Source organism: Mycobacterium gallinarum, from assembly GCF_010726765.1.
GTDB lineage: Bacteria > Actinomycetota > Actinomycetes > Mycobacteriales > Mycobacteriaceae > Mycobacterium > Mycobacterium gallinarum.
Map to the genome: position 1 here is coordinate 2,205,689 of NZ_AP022601.1, position 17,947 is coordinate 2,223,635.

Annotated in this window: 18 protein-coding genes; 6 read left to right on the plus strand and 12 right to left on the minus strand. The window is 66.6% G+C overall.

Annotated features, from left to right (window positions below):
- Positions 1-74: 74 nt before the first annotated feature.
- Complete coding sequence (locus G6N42_RS10950) at positions 75-959, minus strand: decaprenyl diphosphate synthase (RefSeq protein ID WP_163729550.1); 885 nt, start codon at positions 957-959, stop codon at positions 75-77.
- Positions 907-1,749, minus strand: coding sequence for a DNA repair protein RecO (gene recO, locus G6N42_RS10955; protein ID WP_163729552.1), 843 nt, complete (start codon positions 1,747-1,749; stop codon positions 907-909). Before recO ends, G6N42_RS10950 begins: the two co-directional genes overlap by 53 nt.
- Positions 1,750-1,812: 63 nt before the next feature.
- On the opposite strand from recO, the gene G6N42_RS10960 reads away from it, so the two are divergent.
- From G6N42_RS10960 to G6N42_RS10970, 3 genes are all read left to right on the plus strand, one after another.
- Positions 1,813-3,303, plus strand: coding sequence for an amidase (locus G6N42_RS10960; RefSeq protein WP_163729554.1), 1,491 nt, complete (start codon positions 1,813-1,815; stop codon positions 3,301-3,303).
- A gap of 11 nt (positions 3,304-3,314) precedes the next feature.
- Positions 3,315-3,863: a CAP domain-containing protein gene (locus G6N42_RS10965; protein WP_163729556.1), complete on the plus strand. Its 549-nt coding sequence runs from the start codon at positions 3,315-3,317 to the stop codon at positions 3,861-3,863.
- A 104-nt stretch (positions 3,864-3,967) separates the two neighbouring features.
- Positions 3,968-4,309 (plus strand): MmpS family transport accessory protein, encoded by a 342-nt coding sequence (locus G6N42_RS10970; protein WP_163729557.1) that lies wholly within the window; start codon positions 3,968-3,970, stop codon positions 4,307-4,309.
- 29 nt (positions 4,310-4,338) lie between these two features.
- Here the strand turns inward: G6N42_RS10970 and era are convergent, their stop codons facing one another.
- The 8 genes from era to hrcA form a co-directional block, all read right to left on the minus strand.
- Positions 4,339-5,241, minus strand: coding sequence for a GTPase Era (gene era, locus G6N42_RS10975; RefSeq protein WP_163729559.1), 903 nt, complete (start codon positions 5,239-5,241; stop codon positions 4,339-4,341).
- A 76-nt stretch (positions 5,242-5,317) separates the two neighbouring features.
- A complete protein-coding gene (locus G6N42_RS10980) occupies positions 5,318-5,635 on the minus strand; it encodes a cytidine/deoxycytidylate deaminase family protein (protein ID WP_163729561.1) in 318 nt (105 codons plus the stop codon).
- Entirely contained in the window at positions 5,628-6,917 is a 1,290-nt protein-coding gene (locus G6N42_RS10985; RefSeq protein ID WP_163729563.1) for a hemolysin family protein, read from the minus strand. Before G6N42_RS10985 ends, G6N42_RS10980 begins: the two co-directional genes overlap by 8 nt.
- Positions 6,914-7,450 (minus strand): rRNA maturation RNase YbeY, encoded by a 537-nt coding sequence (gene ybeY, locus G6N42_RS10990; RefSeq protein WP_163729565.1) that lies wholly within the window; start codon positions 7,448-7,450, stop codon positions 6,914-6,916. Before ybeY ends, G6N42_RS10985 begins: the two co-directional genes overlap by 4 nt.
- 12 nt (positions 7,451-7,462) lie before the next feature.
- Entirely contained in the window at positions 7,463-8,497 is a 1,035-nt protein-coding gene (locus tag G6N42_RS10995; protein WP_163729567.1) for a PhoH family protein, read from the minus strand.
- A gap of 105 nt (positions 8,498-8,602) precedes the next feature.
- Positions 8,603-9,346, minus strand: coding sequence for a 16S rRNA (uracil(1498)-N(3))-methyltransferase (locus G6N42_RS11000; RefSeq protein WP_163729569.1), 744 nt, complete (start codon positions 9,344-9,346; stop codon positions 8,603-8,605).
- A 6-nt stretch (positions 9,347-9,352) separates the two neighbouring features.
- Positions 9,353-10,495: a molecular chaperone DnaJ gene (dnaJ, locus tag G6N42_RS11005; protein ID WP_163729572.1), complete on the minus strand. Its 1,143-nt coding sequence runs from the start codon at positions 10,493-10,495 to the stop codon at positions 9,353-9,355.
- A gap of 51 nt (positions 10,496-10,546) precedes the next feature.
- Positions 10,547-11,578 (minus strand): heat-inducible transcriptional repressor HrcA, encoded by a 1,032-nt coding sequence (hrcA, locus tag G6N42_RS11010; RefSeq protein WP_083125294.1) that lies wholly within the window; start codon positions 11,576-11,578, stop codon positions 10,547-10,549.
- A gap of 199 nt (positions 11,579-11,777) precedes the next feature.
- Here hrcA and G6N42_RS11015 point away from each other — a divergent pair, with 199 nt between their 5' ends.
- Positions 11,778-12,098 (plus strand): type II toxin-antitoxin system VapB family antitoxin, encoded by a 321-nt coding sequence (locus G6N42_RS11015; protein ID WP_163729574.1) that lies wholly within the window; start codon positions 11,778-11,780, stop codon positions 12,096-12,098.
- Here the strand turns inward: G6N42_RS11015 and G6N42_RS11020 are convergent.
- Together G6N42_RS11020 and G6N42_RS11025 are read right to left on the minus strand one after the other, a co-directional pair.
- On the minus strand, positions 12,095-12,751 hold the full coding sequence (locus tag G6N42_RS11020; protein WP_163729576.1) for a response regulator: 657 nt from the start codon (positions 12,749-12,751) through the stop codon (positions 12,095-12,097). The genes G6N42_RS11015 and G6N42_RS11020 overlap by 4 nt on opposite strands.
- On the minus strand, positions 12,751-13,494 hold the full coding sequence (locus tag G6N42_RS11025) for a DUF998 domain-containing protein (RefSeq protein WP_163729578.1): 744 nt from the start codon (positions 13,492-13,494) through the stop codon (positions 12,751-12,753). Before G6N42_RS11025 ends, G6N42_RS11020 begins: the two co-directional genes overlap by 1 nt.
- A gap of 107 nt (positions 13,495-13,601) precedes the next feature.
- Here G6N42_RS11025 and G6N42_RS11030 point away from each other — a divergent pair, with 107 nt between their 5' ends.
- Complete coding sequence (locus G6N42_RS11030; protein ID WP_163729580.1) at positions 13,602-16,202, plus strand: ABC transporter ATP-binding protein/permease; 2,601 nt, start codon at positions 13,602-13,604, stop codon at positions 16,200-16,202.
- On the plus strand, positions 16,199-17,947 hold the full coding sequence (locus G6N42_RS11035; RefSeq protein WP_163729582.1) for an ABC transporter ATP-binding protein: 1,749 nt from the start codon (positions 16,199-16,201) through the stop codon (positions 17,945-17,947). The genes G6N42_RS11030 and G6N42_RS11035 overlap by 4 nt, the downstream gene beginning before the upstream one ends.

Below are 17,947 nucleotides of genomic sequence, written 5' to 3' on the forward strand. Positions count from 1 at the left end.
CACGCCCGGCCGCTCAGGTGCATCATTCGGCCCGGCCGCTCAGGTACATCATTCGGCCCGGCCGCTCAGGTACATCATTCGGCCCGGCCGAATCGACGGTTGCGGTTCACGTACTCCTCGCACGCCTCCCACAGGTCGCGGCGGTCGTAGTCGGGCCACAGCTTGTCCTGAAAGACGTACTCGGCGTAGGCCGCCTGCCAAAGCAGAAAGTTGCTTGCCCGCTGCTCCCCCGACGTCCGGATGAACAAGTCGACGTCGGGAATGTCGGAGCGGTGCAGATGCTTGGCGAAGGCCGCCTCGCTGATCCGGCTCGGGTTGATCTTGCCGTCCACAGCCTCCTGCGCAAGCTCGCGGGCCGCTTCGACGATCTCGGTGCGGCCGCCGTAATTCACGCAGTAGTTGATGGTGATGACGTCGTTGTCGACAGTCATCTGCTCGGCGATGTCGAACTCTTTGATGACGCTGCGCCACATCCGCGGCCGCGAACCGACCCAGCGCATCCGCACGCCCATGTCGTTGAGATTCTCACGGCGACGACGGACCACCTCGCGGTTGAACCCCATGAGGAAGCGCACCTCTTCGCTGCTGCGCTTCCAATTCTCGGTCGAGAACGCGTACACCGTCAGGTGCTTGATGCCGATTTCGATTGCTCCGCAGGTGATGTCGATGAGCACCGCTTCGCCCATCTTGTGACCCTCGGTGCGGTGCAGCCCGCGCTGGGTGGCCCACCGTCCGTTGCCGTCCATCACCACCGCGACGTGATTGGGTACCTGCCCGGCCGGGATCTCGGGGGCGACCGCCTTGGACGTGTGCTGTGGTGGCCGCGCGAACTTGCCGTTGGTGCGGGACGGCAGTTCTGGGAAGACGACGGGCCACGTCGACTTGTCGGGAAATGTCGGATAGTCGTCAGGCGCCGGGGGCAGCTGTGGGTACTTCACCTTGCCCCTCTTGGTAGCCATGCGCCATATCCTGCCCGACCAGCGGAACCCGTAGGTCGGCGACTGTCTGATCAACCCGGTACATCCGCTCGACCAGCGGTAACGTCCGCAGCTGCCGCTCCAGATGCCACTGCAGGTGCGCGGCGACCAGGCCGCTGGCCTGGCTACGATGCGACGACGTCGACGTCTGCGCGTGCTCCCAGTCCCCGTCGTGCAGCGCGGCCATCAGGTCCATCACCGCCTGCGGGGGTGTCGCCGACCCCGACGGCCTGCAATGGACGCACACGCTGCCCCCGGCCCCGACGTGGAACGCTCGGTGCGGCCCCGGCGCCGCGCAGCGGGCGCATTCAGTCAGCGCAGGCGCCCAACCGGCGATTCCCATGGCGCGCAACAGGTAAGCGTCCAGCACGAGTTCCCGGGGCCTGCTGCCGTCGGCCACCGCCCGCAGCGCGCCGACGGTCAGCCGGTGCAGTGCGGGCATCGGGGCCCGCTCCTCACCTGCCAAGCGCTCGGCTGTTTCGAGGACCGCGCACGCACATGTGTAGCGGCCGTAGTCACTGACGATGTCGGTGGCGAACGCATCGATGGCCTGGACCTGGGTGACGATGTCGAGATTCCGGCCGGGATGCAGCTGAACATCGATGTGCGCGAACGGCTCCAGCCTGGCCCCGAACTTGCTGCGGGTGCGCCGCACCCCCTTGGCCACCGCGCGCACCAACCCGTGGTCACGGGTGAGCAGGGTGACGATCCGGTCGGCCTCACCGAGCTTGTGCTGACGCAGCACCACCGCTCGATCCCGGTACAGCCGCATCACAACAGTCTCCCATTGCGATCGGACATGTTCGGTGTACGCAGCGCCGGTATTTTATAGGTGATGGTCGAGCTCACCCGTTTTCCCACGCTCACTCAGCAGCTTTTTCAGCTGGCGAGTGGTTCCGTCACATCCGATGACCTGGTGCGCCGTTCACTGGACGCGATCACCGCCAGCCAGCCCACGCTCAACGCGTTCCGGGTGGTGCTGGCCGAACAGGCGCTGGCGGACGCCGCCGAGGCGGACCGCAAACGCGCAGCGGGCCAGGATCTTTCAAAACATCCGCTCCTGGGCATACCGATCGCCGTCAAAGACGACGTCGATGTCAAGGGCGTGCCCACCCGATTCGGCGCGGCCGGCAACATCGAGCCCGCGCGCGAGGACTCCGAAGTCGTACGACGGCTCAGGGCCGCGGGCGCGGTGATCGTCGGCAAGACCAACACCTGCGAGCTGGGCCAGTGGCCGTTCACCAGCGGACCGGCCTTCGGCCACACTCGCAATCCGTGGTCGCGCGAGCACACACCGGGCGGATCGTCGGGCGGCAGCGCGGCCGCGGTGGCCGCGGGCCTGGTGGCCGCGGCCATCGGATCCGACGGGGCCGGCAGTGTCCGCATCCCCGCGGCGTGGACTCATCTCGTCGGCATCAAACCCCAGCGCGGCAGAATCTCCACCTGGCCGTTGCCTGAAGCGTTCAACGGCATCACCGTCAACGGTGTGCTCGCCCGGACGGTCACCGACGCGGCGATCGTGCTCGACGCCGCGTCGGGCAACGTTCCCGGTGACCTGCACCAGCCACCGCCCGTCCACATGTCGGACTACGTCGGCCGAGCACCGGGACCGCTGCGGATCGCGCTGTCCACCAAGTTCCCGTACACCGTCTTCCGGGCCAAACTGCACCCCGAGATCCGTGCCGCGATGGCCGCCACAGCGGCCCAGCTCGAAGAGCTCGGGCACACGGTCGTCGAAGCCGATCCCGCATACAACCTGGCCATGTCGTGGAGCTTTCTGTCGCGCTCGACCTCGGGACTGCTGGACTGGGCCGACCGCCTGGGCTACGGCGTCGACCTGGACAAGCGCACGAAGGCGAACATGCGGACCGGCTGGATGCTGTCACAGCACACGTTGCGCAAGGCACGCGCCCGCGAGGCCGCGGCGCACCGCCGGATCGAGTGGATCTTCAACCTCGTCGACGTCGTGCTGGCACCGACCACTGCCCAACCGCCCCCCAACGTCCACGACTACGACACTCTCAGCGGCCTGGCCACCGATCGCGCCATGATCCAGGCGTGTCCCGTCACCTGGCCGTGGAACCTCCTGGGCTGGCCCTCGATCAACGTGCCCGCGGGGTTCACGTCCGCTGGTCTGCCGATCGGGGTGCAATTGATGGGTCCGGCCAACAGTGAACCGTTGCTGATCTCGCTGGCCGCCGCGCTCGAGGCGATCAACGGCTGGGCCAACAAGCAACCGGAGGTGTGGTGGACGCCGTCGATGGCACCCGACCCGGACCCGACCGGCCGTTCCATTGAGGAGATCAGGCCCGGCGAAGTGGCGTAATGTCATCGCCCATGAAAGCGTGGCACTGCGCATACGCACTCCCGGTCATGGTGATGGCGGCCGGCAACGTGCTGGGGACACCGACGGCTGGCGCTGACAACAAGCGGCTCAACGACAGCGTGGTCGCCAACGTCTACACCATGCAGCACCAGGCCGGGTGCACCACCGACATCAAGATCAATCCGAAGTTGCGGTTGGCCGCGCAATGGCACACCGATGACGTCCTCAACAATCGGGCACTGAACGGCGACATCGGTTCCGACGGGTCGACTGTGGCCGACCGTGCGCGCAACGCCGGCTACGCCGGAGCCGTGGCCGAGACGACGGCCATCAATCCGGCACTGGCGATCAGCGGCATCGAGTTGATCAACCAGTGGTATCACCGCCCTGACTACAACGCGATCATGTCGGACTGCTCGAACGTCGACATCGGCGTGTGGTCAGCGAATCTGATCGACCGCACCGTCGTGGTCGCTGTCTACGGCAAGGGTGACGGCGCACCTCCCGTGCAGTCACCGAACCGGCCGTTCGGACAGCCGGGAGCCGGCTTCCCGGGCTGAAATATCCCCCCGCAGCGAATATATTCAAATCACTGACTCGCGCCTGGCCTGAAGCTATCGTCAGGTTTCGTCGGGGTGGCAAAGATCTTTGTTCGGGAGGATTCGTGAGCATCAATTGCACAAGGGTCGCCGCGCTGACATTCGCGGCGGCCGCGGTCTCGGCGGGTATCGGCATCGCGCCGGCATCCGCGCAATCACGGACCGTCGTCTACGAGGTCACCGGATCAGGCACGGTGTACTCGATCGACCTCGATCCGGGCGGCCGCATCCCCGAGGACACCGCGGCGCCGTTCACCCAGACCGTGTCGATCGGCCCCGACGTGGCGCTGCTACAGGTCGTCGTGGTCACCAAGACCGGTAGCCAGGGATGCCGTATCACCTTGGACGGCACGGTGGTTGCCGAGCAGGCGCCGGGCGACGCGGCCCACTGCATCGCGTACCTGTAACCGACGCCGCTGGACGGTTCTTCCAGCGCTCAGAATCCCAGACGTCCGAGCTGTTTTGGGTCACGCTGCCAGTTCTTGGCGATCTTGACCCGTAGGTCGAGGTAAACCTTTGTGCCCAAGAGCTTTTCGATCTGCATACGGGCCGCGGTGCCGACCTCACGCAGCCTGGCGCCGCCCTTGCCGATCACGATGCCTTTCTGGCTGTCGCGTTCGACGTAGAGAATCGCGTGGACGTCGATCAAGTCGTCCCGCCCTTCGCGTGGCTCGACCTCCTCGATGACCACCGCCAGTGAGTGCGGCAGCTCGTCGCGCACACCTTCGAGTGCGGCCTCGCGGATGAGCTCGGCCATCAACACTTCTTCGGGCTCGTCGGTGAGCTCCCCGTCAGGGTAGAAAGCCGGGCCCGGCGGCAGCTGGGCGGCCAGCACGTCGGTCAGCACGTCGAGGTTCTCACCGGTGGTCGCCGACACGGGAACGATCTCGGTGTCCCCGCCCACCAGCTCGCTCACCGCGATCAGTTGGGCGGCAACGCGATCGCGTGCGAGCTTGTCGGTCTTGGTGACGATCGCGACCAGCGTGGTCCTTGGCGCGATCGCGCGGATCTGCTCGAGGATCCAGCGGTCCCCCGGTCCGATCCGCTCGTCGGCGGGGATGCACAGCCCGATGACGTCGACCTCGGAGTAGGTGTCCTTCACCAGATCGTTGAGCCGCTGGCCCAGCAGCGTGCGCGGCCGGTGCAAGCCCGGGGTGTCGATCAGGATGATCTGAAAGTTCTCGCGGTGCACGATGCCGCGGATGGTGTGGCGGGTGGTTTGCGGCTGGTTGGCGGTGATCGCCACCTTGGTCCCGACCAGGGCGTTGGTCAACGTCGACTTGCCGGTGTTGGGCCGCCCGATGAAACAGACGAAGCCCGAACGAAACTCGTTACTCACTGCGACTCTTTCCCGCCGAGACTGCTGAGAGTTCGCAGAAAAAGCTCGAACCGCGATCTATCAGCAGTCTCGATTGTCATAAGGCGTTACCAGCCCGGTCGGTGACGATGACCACGGCGTCGGCCGACAGCTCGCGCACCGCGGCTATCCCTGCGTCGTCGACGCTTCCACCGACCAGCACGGCGGCCTCCAATCCGGTCGCACCGCTGGACACCGCCGCCGCGACGGAGGCCTGCAGCGCGGTCAGCTCCAGCGAGTTCAAAGCGACCGGAGCGCCGGCGTAGGTGCGCCCGTCGAGGTCGCGCACCGCTGCACCACAGGACGCGTCGGCCCGGCCCATCGCGCCGCGTGCCAGCGTGACCAACTTGGCGTCCTCGGCATCAAGCTCACTCATCGTCGCCCTCCGGTTGCTCGTTCGGGCTGACGAGGACGGTGCCGATGTGGACACGTCCGCGATGATCCCGCCCGCCCTCGGCGAGCAGTCGCAGCCCGTCCCACGTCACCTCGGCACCCGGCAACGGGACACGGCCCAGCTCGAAGGCCACCAGCCCGCCGACCGTGTCGACGTCGAGGTCCTCGTCGAACTCTATGTCGTACAGCTCGCCGAGATCCTCGATCGGCAGGCGCGCCGACACGCGGTATCGACGGTCGCCCAGTTCTTCCACGGGCGCGACTTCGTCGGTGTCGTACTCGTCGGCGATCTCACCGACGATCTCCTCGAGCACATCCTCGATGGTGACCAGCCCGGCTATCGCACCGTATTCGTCGACCAGCAGCACCATGTGAACGCGGTCGAGCTGCATCTCGCGCAGCAGCGCGTCCAGCGGCTTGGAGTCCGGTACGAACACTGCGGGCCGCATCACCTCGGACACCTTGGTGTCGCGTCCGCCGTTGTTGGAGTAATACGTCCGCTGGACAAGGTCTTTCAGGTAGACGACACCGACGATGTCGTCGACGTTCTCGCCGATCACCGGGATGCGCGAGTGTCCGCTGCGCACCGCCAGCGAGGTCGCCTGACCCGCCGTCTTGTCACCCTCGATCCACACCATTTCGGTGCGTGGCACCATGACTTCGCGAGCCGGGGTGTCGCCGAGCTCGAACACCGACTGGATCATCCGCCGCTCGTCGTCGGCCACCACGCCGCGCTGCTGCGCCATGTCGACGACTTCACGCAGCTCGATCTCGGACGAGAACGGCCCGTTGCGGAAACCGCGGCCCGGGGTCAGCGCGTTACCGAGCAGCACAAGCAGGCGGCTCACCGGGGTGAGCACGATCGAAATCGCTTGCAGCGGAAGCGCAGCCACCAGCGAGATGGAATAGGCGTTCTGCCGGCCGACGGTCCTCGGGCCGACACCGATCGCGACGAAGCTGACCACCGTCATGATCGCCGCGGCCGAGACCAGTCCCCAGCTCACCCCGAAATAGTCGTCCAGGAAGGCGGCCAGCAGCACCGTCGCGCTGACCTCGCAGGCTATTCGGAGCAAGACGCAGAGGTTGATGAAGCGCGGACGCTCGGCCATCACCCTCGCCAGCCGCACCGCACCGGGACGCTCGTCGCGCACGAGTTCCTCGACGCGCGCCATCGACACCGTGCTGATCGCCGCGTCGGTCGCCGCGAAAAGACCGGCCACGCCGACCAATACGATCGCGCTGATCAACTGACCGAGATTGTTCACTGTTCGTCGAAGAATCGGGACTTGTCCAGTAGGCGCCGATCCTTCTCGGACTGGCGGTCCTGGTGGTACGCCTCGACCTGGTCGGAGACCCACTCTTCAAGCAGTTGACGCTGCAGCGCGAACATCTCCTTCTCCTCATCGGGTTCGGCATGGTCGTACCCGAGCAGGTGCAACACGCCGTGCACCGTCAACAACGCCAGTTCCTGGCCAAGCGAATGACCTGCCGCGGCAGCCTGATCGGCGGCGAACGGTGGGCACAGCACGATGTCGCCGAGCATCGACGGCCCCGGTTCGGCCGCGTCGGGCCGCCCGCCCGGCTCGAGCTCGTCCATCGGGAAGCTCATCACGTCGGTGGGACCGGGCAGGTCCATCCACCGCATGTGCAGGTCTGCCATCGCTGCCGTGTCGAGCAGCACCATCGACAGTTCGGCGGCCGGGTTGACTTTCATCTTGCGAATGACGAATCGGGCGATGCTGATCAGTTCCTCTTCGGAAACGTCGATGCCCGATTCGTTGGACACCTCAATACTCATCGTTGAATTCCGTTACCGCCGCGGCCGACTACCGGAAGCACGTCGCTGCGCCCTGTTCATCAGATCCGGCTCCTCGGACTTCGCATACGCGTCGACGATGTCGGCCACCAACCGGTGGCGAACCACGTCGGCGCTGGTGAGCTCGGCGAAGTGGATGTCGTCGACGCCATCGAGAATCCGCATCGCCGTCCGCAGTCCCGACGATGCCCCACCGGGCAGGTCCACCTGCGTGATATCCCCGGTGACAACGATTTTCGACCCGAAACCCAGACGGGTCAGGAACATCTTCATCTGCTCGCTGGTGGTGTTCTGCGCTTCGTCCAGAATTATGAACGCATCCGAAAGTGTGCGGCCACGCATATACGCCAGCGGGGCAACCTCAATGATGCCGGCGTTCATCAGCTTTGGGATCGACTCGGGATCCATCATGTCGTAGAGCGCGTCGTACAGCGGCCGCAGATAAGGGTCGATCTTCTCGCTCAGCGTGCCGGGCAGGAACCCAAGGCGCTCACCGGCTTCCACCGCGGGGCGGGTGAGGATGATCCTGTTGACCTGTTTCGACTGTAATGCGTTGACCGCCTTGGCCATTGCCAGATACGTCTTACCGGTGCCTGCGGGGCCGACGCCGAAGACGATGGTGTGCGCGTCGATGGCGTCGACATAACGCTTCTGGTTCAACGTCTTCGGGCGGATGGTCTTGCCGCGCCGCGACAGGATGTCGAGGGTCAGTACTTCGGCGGGTGATTCATTGCCGGTTCCAGTGAGCATGGCGACGCTGTGCCTGACGGCATCGGCGGTGAGCCGCTGTCCGCTGGCGACGATCGCGACGAGCTCGGAAATCACCCGCTCGGCCAGCGCCACATCGGCGGGCTCACCGGACAGGGTCAGCGCGTTACCGCGGACATGGATGTCGGCAGCGAGGATGCGTTCGAGTGCGCGCAGGTTTTCGTCGGCGGATCCAAGCAGGCCCACGACGAGGTCGGGCGGAACATCGATGCTGCTGCGAACGGTCGCGTCGGAGTCAGCGTTCGTTTCGCTGGGCGTCACGTGCGGTTTTCTGCCTGCTTCCTGGTTTCGCCTGCTTGTTTGCCTGGGAGTACCCAGTTTACCGCCGGGTACCGATGCAACCCAATGGTTAGGCCGCGGGCCGGCTCATGACCAGCGCCGGGTGAGCACACCGAGAGCCCCCAGCGCGACCGCCGCCGCCGACGACGTACGCAACACCGTTGGCCCGAGCCGCACGACCGTGGCCCCCGCCCCGGACAGGGCGGCGATCTCCTCGTCGTCGATGCCCCCCTCCGGGCCGACGAGCAGCAGCAGCGTCTCGGCATCGGCGACGGGCACCTCGGTGATCGGCTGCGTCGCGGATTCGTGGAGGACGAGCACCGGCGTGGTCGCCATGTCGCGCACTCGCTCCACCAGCTCCTTAGTCGATACCACGCCGCTGACATCGGGGATGTACGGCCGCCGCGATTGCCGTGCCGCCGACTTGGCGACGGCCCGCCACCGGCGCAGCCCCTTGTCCACGCGGGCCTGTCCGTCCCATCGCGCCACGCAACGCGCCGACTGCCATGCGACAAACGAGTCGGCACCTGCCTCGGTGGCGAGCTCGACGGCCAGCTCGGAGCGGTCCGACTTCGGGAGCGCCTGCACGACGGTGATGCTCGGAGTGGGTGCCGTAACGGTCCTGCGGTCGCGCACGCGGGCGGTCAGCATGCCCTTGCCGACATCTTCGACAACGCACCGGGCCACCGCGCCGGCTCCGTCGCTCAGGTCGAGTTCCTCGCCTGGTCGGATGCGCCGGACATTGGCCGCATGGAAGCCTTCGTCACCGTCGACGACGGCGAGATCACCTTCTGCGGGCAGCGCATCGACGTAGAAGAGCGCCTCGGTCACGGTCTCTCAGCGACCGGTGAACGTTTCGCGCAGGCGGCTGAAGAGTCCGCCACCGGATGAATTCGCATGCGCGGTACGCACTTCGGCGATGTCGCGGCTGCGCTTCTCCTTCAGCTTGCGCAACAGCTCGATGTCCTCGTGGTCCAATCGCGACGGCACCACGACGTCGATGTGGGCGTGCAAATCTCCGCGCACCCCGGACCGCAGGTGCGGCATCCCATGTCCGCGCAGCGTCGTGACCTGTCCCGGTTGGGTGCCCGCCGCGATCGTGATCTCGGTCGGGCCGTCGAGGATCGCGTCGACGGTGACGGTGGTGCCCAGCGCCGCGTCGACCATCGGCACCGAGATGGTGCAGTGCAGATCGTCGCCGTCGCGCACGAACACGTCGTGGGCCTTCTCGTGCACCTCGACGTAGAGGTCACCAGCAGGCCCGCCGCCGGGTCCGACCTCGCCCTGTGCGGCCAGCCGGACGCGCATGCCGTCACCGACGCCCGCGGGGATCTTGACGCTGATCTCGCGTCGAGCCCGCACGCGACCGTCGCCACCGCACCGATGACACGGGTCCGGGATGACCTCGCCGATCCCGCCGCACACCGGGCAGGGCCGGGACGTCATCACCTGGCCGAGCAGCGAGCGCTGCACGGTCTGCACCTCACCGCTTCCGTGGCAGGTGTCGCACGCGACGGGCTTGGAGTTGCCGTGGGTGCCCTTGCCCTGGCAGAGGTCGCACAGGACGGCGGTGTCGACGGTGACCTGCTTGGTCACGCCCGTCGCGCACTCGGAAAGGTCCAGCCGCATCCGCAGCAGCGAGTCCGAACCCGGCCGAACGCGGCCGATCGGCCCGCGAGAGGTGCCTCCGCCGCCGAAGAACGCCTCGAACACGTCGCCGAGGCCCCCAAAACCACCGAAGCCGTTTCCTGCGGACGCGGCCGATTCCAGCGGATCGCCACCGAGGTCGACGATGCGGCGCTTCTCGGGATCGCTGAGGACCTCGTAGGCGGCGCTGATCTCTTTGAACCGCGCCTGCGCCTCCTCGTCGGGGTTGACGTCGGGATGCAGTTCCCGGGCCAGCTTTCGGTACGCGCGCTTGATCTCCGAATCACTCGCATCTCGGCTCACGCCGAGCAGCCCGTAATAATCGCGTGCCACGCTGACCTTGCCTGACCTTTCCTGCTGGTTCGTGTCTGTTCGTCGCCGGTACTACCGGCTACCCAACACTTGCCCGATATAGAGAGCAACCGCGGCGACATTGGCGATAGTTCCGGGATAGTCCATTCTGGTGGGGCCCAGCACACCCATGCCGCCGTACACCTTGCCCGAACTTCCGTATGCGGTGGTAATCACCGAAGTTCCGGCCATTGCCTCGGCTTCGGTTTCGTGGCCGATTCGCACGGTGATTTTGCCGGCCTCCTGCTGCGCGGCCAGCAGTCGTAGCACCACCACCTGCTCCTCGAGCGCTTCGAGGACTGACCGCAGCGACCCGCCGAAGTCAGCGGTGTTGCGGGTCAGGTTGGCCGTTCCGCCCAGCACCAGCCGCTCCTCGCTGTGCTCGACGAGCGTCTCCACCAGCATCGTGGCCGACCGCCCGACCGCGTCTGCCAGCCCGCCGTTGCCGTTGAGCTGCGACGCCAGATCGGCGACCGCGATCGACGCGGCGGCCAGCGGCTTGCCCTCCAGCGCCTGGCCCAGCAGATCGCGCAGCTTGGCCACGTCATGCTCGTCGAGGGGGTCGCCCAGTTCGACGATGCGCTGGTCGACGCGACCCGTGTCGGTGATGACGACCAGCAGCAGCCGTGCCGGTGTCAGCGCAACCACCTCGAGGTGGCGCACCGACGACGTCGACAGCGTCGGGTACTGCACGATCGCGACCTGGCGGGTCAGCTGAGCGAGCAGCCGCACCGCGCGGCGCAGCACGTCGTCCAGGTCGACGCCGGATTCCAGGAACCCCAGGATCGCGCTGCGTTCGGCCGAGGACAGCGGCTTGACGTCTTCGAGCCGGTCGACGAATTCGCGGTAGCCCTTTTCGGTCGGCACTCGGCCCGAGCTTGTGTGCGGCTGGGCGATGTAACCCTCGGCCTCCAGGACCGCCATATCGTTGCGGACGGTCGCGCTGGAGACGCCGAGATTGTGGCGCTCGACGAGTGACTTCGAGCCGATAGGCTCCTTGGTGGCTACGAAGTCGGCGACGATCGCGCGCAGCACCTCGAATCGTCGATCTTCGGCGCTACCCATGCGTTCACCTACCTTTCCCGTACCGGTTGATTCATTTTACGGGCATCATCAGCGGCGATACCGCACGGCGGATGATTGCGTTGCGAACTAGCCGTTTGCGATAGCCTCTGCGAGTGATGCGTTTGCCTCGGGGGACGACGCGGGGGTGGGTTGCGGCGCGGAGCCAGAAGTCCCAGAAATCGAAGCCGGGGCGGCTCCGGTGATCTTCAAGGGCGTGCTCGACGGGAGGCCCTACCCCGATCACGGGCTGTCGCATCGACAGTGGGCGCAGATCCCGCCCCGACAGATCCGGCTCGACGAACTGGTGATGACGACGACCGTGCTGGCGCTCGATCGGTTGCTATCGGAGGACTCGACGTTCTACGGCGACTTGTTCCCGCACGCGGTGAAGTGGAACGGCGACGTCTACCTCGAGGACGGGCTGCACCGCGCCGTGCGTTCGGCGCTGCGCAACCGAATCGTGCTGCACGCGCGGGTGTTCGACATGGATGCACCCATGTCCGAACAGGTGTCGATCTAGCGGGCGTCGAGGAAGGCGAGCACCGCGAGTACGCGGCGGTGATCCTCACCCGTCTCGGGCAAGCTCAGCTTGTTCAGGATGCTGCGGATGTGCTTCTCCACTGTGCCCTCGGTGACCCAAATACGGTGCGCGATACCGGCATTGGATCGACCCTCGGCCATCAACGCGAGGACTTCGCTCTCGCGCTCGCTCAGCACGCTCAGCGGGTCGTCCCGCTTGCGCGCCGAGACGAGTTCGCGCACCAGAGCCGGGTCGACGAGCGACGCCCCCCGCGCGACACGCTCCAGCGAGTCGATGAAATCGGCGACATCGGTGACGCGGCTCTTCAGCAGGTAACCGATGCGGTCCCCCGCGGCCAGCAGATCCATCGCATCGTCGACGGCGACATGTGCGGACAGCACCATGATCGCGGTATCCGGCAGTTCCTGCCGGATCTGTCGGGCGGCGTCCAGGCCCTCGCTGGTGTTGGTGGGTGGCATCCGGATATCGGTCACCACGAGGTCGGGCGTCATCGCGCGGACCAGGTCGAGCAACTGCCCGCCGTCGTCGGCCTGGCCCACGACCTCGAAGCCGGCGCCCTCGAGCAGGCTGGCCAAACCGGCCCGCAGCAGGACGTCGTCGTCGGCCAGCACCACTCGCGTCGTCTCGGCCATCAAGCCACTCCTTCTTCTACGCGTGGCGCCGCAACGTCGTTGCGAGGTCGGGCCAATAGGACGATGCCGGTGAAAACCTGCCAGCCGATGATCGTGTACACACAGGCCCGTTCGACGAGGCCGATGTGCGAAAAATCCACTGCCCAACTGGTGTACGTGTGCAGCAACGCGGCGGACACCAGGCCCGCCACTCCAATCATCACCCCGATCGGCTGATACCAGCGAGCCGACACGGCATGGCCAACCACCACCGAACCCACCACGATCGCCGCATTTCCACCGCCTATCGCGAGAAATGCGCCGAACCCGTGCAGCCATTCGTAGCCGTCGTTCCACAACGGCGAGAAGCCGTGCACGAATCCGACGAGGAAATTCCCGACGGCGTTCGTGGCTGTCAGTAACAGCAATGCCACGCCGGTCCGCCGAGGATGAACGGCGCGCACCGCGACCACAGCACCGGCGAGGAACAGCGCGCCCTGAAGATAGAAACCCCAGTTCATCAGCGTCGCGCGCGGTGACCATTCGGGGACGCCCAACACGCTTATGTACTTCGCGGTGTAGCTGTAGGACGGGATCGCGGCCGCCGCGATGGCCTCGAAACCGATGAAGATGACGGCCGCCGATATCCACAGCGCGGCGACAACGCTCAGCGCGCGCCGGGTGGTCACCGCCACACGGTAGATCAGCTGGGGTATGTCAGCGGGGCGGAATGCACCCGCCGGGCGGGACGCCTCGCCTCGCATGCAGGTTAGGCTAGGCTAACTAACTGCGGGCTTCTCGCCACCTCGTCGAGGTCGGGCACGGCGGGGGCTTGTCGTGATCGGACATTGCCGAGCAAAGGACTTTGGACATGGGAAGAGGCCTGCAGGGAGCCCTGCTGCGCAGCTTTGGGGGGCGTGACCACCGGGCCACCGTCACCGACGTCGTGAGGGTGGCGCCGCACTTCGTCCGAATCACCATGTCTTCACCGACGATCTTCCAGGACGTCGTTGTCGAGCCGACGGCGTTTCTGCGTTTCTGGTTTCCCGACCCCGAGGGCGGCGACAGCGAGTTCCAGCGCATCTACACGCTCGTCTGGACCGAGCCGGAGTCAGGCAAATTCGCGGTGGACATGGTCCTCCACGAGCCGTCCGGTCCGGCCAGCCACTGGGCGGCCAGAGCCGAACCGGGGATGACCCTTCCCGTCGTCGCGTTGGGGTCCAAAGGATTCGCGGTCCCCGAGGAATTGCCCGCCGGCTATCTGCTCATCGGCGACTCGGCGTCGATACCCGCGATCAACTCGATTCTCGCGGCGCTGCCAGACGATGTGGACGTCGAGGTGTACCTCGAACGGCACTCCCATGACGACGAACTCATCCCGATCAACGACCATCCACGTCGGGCACTGCGCTGGGTGGACAGGACCGACGAGCTCGCCCTCGCCGCGGCCATCGAGGACCGCGACTGGTCGAACTGGTCGGCGTGGGCGGGACCGGAGGCAGGGTCGCTCAAGCACCTGCGTAAGCGCATGCGCGACGTGTTCGGATTCCCGAAGTCCGACCTGCAGGCACAGGCGTACTGGACGCAGGGCCGCGAGATGGGCAGCCGCCGCGACAACGAGGACACGCCCTCGGCCGTGGAGTCCGAAACCGGTGCGGTCGAGAAGAGCACGGCGGCACCGGTCCCCGCGGAGGCACCCAGGGGGCGGTGGCGTTCGCAGGCCGCCAAGGATCTGTTGGCGCCGGTGAAGCCGCAGCTGATCGCGACCGGCATTCTCGAAACGCTGATCACGCTGATTCAGTTGGCGCCCTTCATCGTTCTCGTCGAGCTGGCCAGGCAGCTGCTGGCGGGCGCGGGTGAGTCCGCATTGCGCAGCACCCTGATCGTCTTCGTGGTGCTGCTCGGAACGGGCGCCGCGCTCAGCGCCGCACTGCTGTTGTGGCTGCACGCCGTTGACATGCGTTTCAACGCCACTGTTCGTCGACGGCTGATCGACAAACTCGCACGGGTACCGCTGGGATGGTTCACCCAACGCGGATCCGGCGCGGTCAAGAAACTGATCCAGGACGACACCCTGTCGTTGCACTACCTCGTCACCCATGCGGTGTCCGATGCCGTCGCCGCCGTCGTCGCGCCGATCGCGGTGCTGGTCTACCTGTTCGTCGTCGACTGGCGACTGGCATTGGTGCTACTGCTGCCGATCCTGGTGTACCTCGTCACCACGTGGACGATGGTGTACCAGAGCGGTCCGAAGATCACCGAGGCGTCGAGGTGGGCCGAGCGGATGAACGGCGAGGCCGCCGCCTACCTCGAGGGTCAGCCGGTGATCCGGGTCTTCGGCGGCGCGGCGGCGTCGTCATTCCGTCGTCGCCTCGACGAGTACATAGACTTCATCAACGTCTGGCAGCGGCCGTTCATCGGCAAGAAGACGTTCATGGATCTGACCACTCGGCCGTCGACGTTCCTGTGGCTCATCGCTTCCGCGGGAACCCTGTTCGTCGTCTCCGGCGCGATGGCGCCGTTGACCCTGCTGCCGTTCCTGATCCTCGGAACGACGTTCGGTACCCGCCTGCTCGGCATCGCCTTCGGATTCGCCGGTCTGCGCGACGGGATGCAGGCCGCCCGTCGCATCGCCGTGACCCTCGACGAGGACGAACTGGCCACCATGGACGCAGACGACGCCGCGGCGAAGACGCCTGCCGCCGACCCGGGAACGGTCACCTTCGACAACGTGGGCTTCGGCTACCGCCCGGGAGTTCCCGTCATCCACGACGTCACGCTGGCACTGCGGCCGGGGACCGTCACCGCGCTGGTGGGCCCTTCCGGATCCGGAAAGTCCACGCTGGCATCACTTCTCGCGCGATTCCACGACGTCGACTTCGGCTCGATCAGCATCGACGGGCGCGATGTGCGCACGTTGGAGCCCGACGAGTTGTACACGCAGGTCGGTTTCGTGTTCCAAGATGTCCAGCTCATCCAGGGCACGGTCCGAGACAACATCGCGTTGGCCCGACCGGATGCGAGCGACGCTGACGTCGAGGCGGCGGCGACGGACGCACAGATCCACGACCGGATCATGCGGCTGCCCAACGGATACCAGACCGAGCTCGGTGCGAGCAGCCAGCTGTCGGGAGGCGAGCGTCAACGGCTCACCATCGCCAGGGCGTTGCTCGCCGACACGCCGATCCTGATCCTGGACGAGGCGACCGCGTTCGCCGATCCCGAATCGGAATACCTGGTGCAACAGGCATTGAGCCGCCTCATCCACAACCGCACGGTACTGGTGATCGCCCATCGGCTGCACACCGTCACCGAAGCCGACCAGATCGTCGTGCTCGACGGCGGGCGTATCGCCGAGATCGGCTCGCACACCGAACTGCTCGCCGCCGACGGCCGTTACCGCCAACTGTGGGACAGCCGAGGCGAGACCGGAACACACGCGGAAGTACTCACCGGAGAGGCCACCCGATGATCGGCAATTTGATCCGGCTGGTCCCCGCCGGGTACCGCGGCGCACTCACGGGTTACGCAGTGTTGAGCCTTGTTTCGGTGATCCTGCGCGCCACCAGCGCGCTGCTGCTGGTACCGCTGCTGGCCGCCCTGTTCAGCTCGGCACCCGCCGATGCCCTGCCGTGGCTGGGCGCGCTCACCGCGGCCACCGTCGGCGGCTGGATCGTCGAGATGATCCAGGCGCGCATCGGCTATCGCATCGGTTTCGCGTTGGCGAACGACACTCAGCACCGGATGGCCGACCGGCTCACCGACGTCCCGCTCGGATGGTTCACCACCGACAACACCGCGATGGCGCGTCAGGCCATCGCCGCCAGTGCACCGGATCTGGTGTCCTTCGTCGCTAACCTGCTCACACCGTTCCTCGGCGCGCTACTGCTGCCCGCGGCGATCGCACTCGGGTTGTTCTTCGTCTCATGGCAGTTGGGCGTGGCCGCGGCCATCGCGTTGCCCCTGATGCTGGGTGCGCTGGTGGCCAGCCAGCGGATAGTGCGGGCAGCTGACGCCGCCGACGGTCGCGCACACAGCGCGCTCACCGAACGCATCCTCGAATTCGCCAGGACGCAGCAGGCGCTGCGGGCCAGCCGGCGGGCGACGGCAGCGCGCAGCCAGACCGGCGAGGCGGTGGCGACCGCACGAGGTGCCGCGATGAGGCTGCTGCTGTTCCAGATTCCCGGGCAGCTGATGTTCAGCGTGGCAAGCCAACTCGCGCTGATCGTGCTGGCGGGCATGATCACGACCCTGGCGGTGCGAGGTCAGATCGGCGCCCCGGAGGCCGTCGCGCTGCTGATCGTCACGGTGCGGTTCCTCGAACCTTTCAACGCGCTCGCCGACCTGTCCGGAGCCGTCGAGAACTCACGCGGCGTGCTCAACCGGCTGCGCAGCATCATCGACGCCCCCCGCGCGGCGGTCGGCGGCGGCGTTGCCGCCACCGCAAACCGCGCGCCGCGAATCGAGTTCCGCGACGTGGCTTTCCGCTACGACGGTGCCGCAGACGCCGGTGACGTGCTCGCCGAGCTCAACTTCGTGCTCGAACCCGGAACGACGACCGCGATCGTGGGCCCATCGGGTTCGGGTAAGAGCACGATCCTCTCGCTCATCGCGGGATTGCATGCTCCCACCCACGGCCAGATCCTCGTCGATGGCGTCGATATCGACGAACTCGATGCGGCCACGCGGCGGGCGCTGGTGAGCATGGTGTTCCAGCATCCTTATCTGTTCGACGGCCCGATCAAGGACAATGTCCGTGCCGGACACCCCGACGCCCGCGACGACGATCTCCGAAACGCCATGGCGCTGGCCCGCGTCGACGAAATAGTCTCGCGCCTGCCTGACGGCGAGTCCAGCCGGGTGGGTGAGGCGGGAGCGGCGCTGTCCGGAGGTGAACGTCAGCGGGTCAGCATTGCACGAGCCCTCGTGAAACCGGCTGGAGTCCTACTGATCGACGAAGCGACCAGCGCGCTGGACACCGTGAACGAGACGGCCGTCACCGACGCGATCAGAGACGATCCACGCGGCCGCACCCGCGTCATCGTCGCGCACCGGCCGGGAGCGATCCGCAACGCCGACAATGTGCTGTTCGTCGACTCCGGGCGAATCGTGGAACAGGGCGCCATCGATGAGCTGACCGGACGCGGCGGACGATTCGCCGAGTTCTGGCGCCGGCAACAGCAGAGCGCCGGCTGGCGCATCGCGGCCGACGCCTAG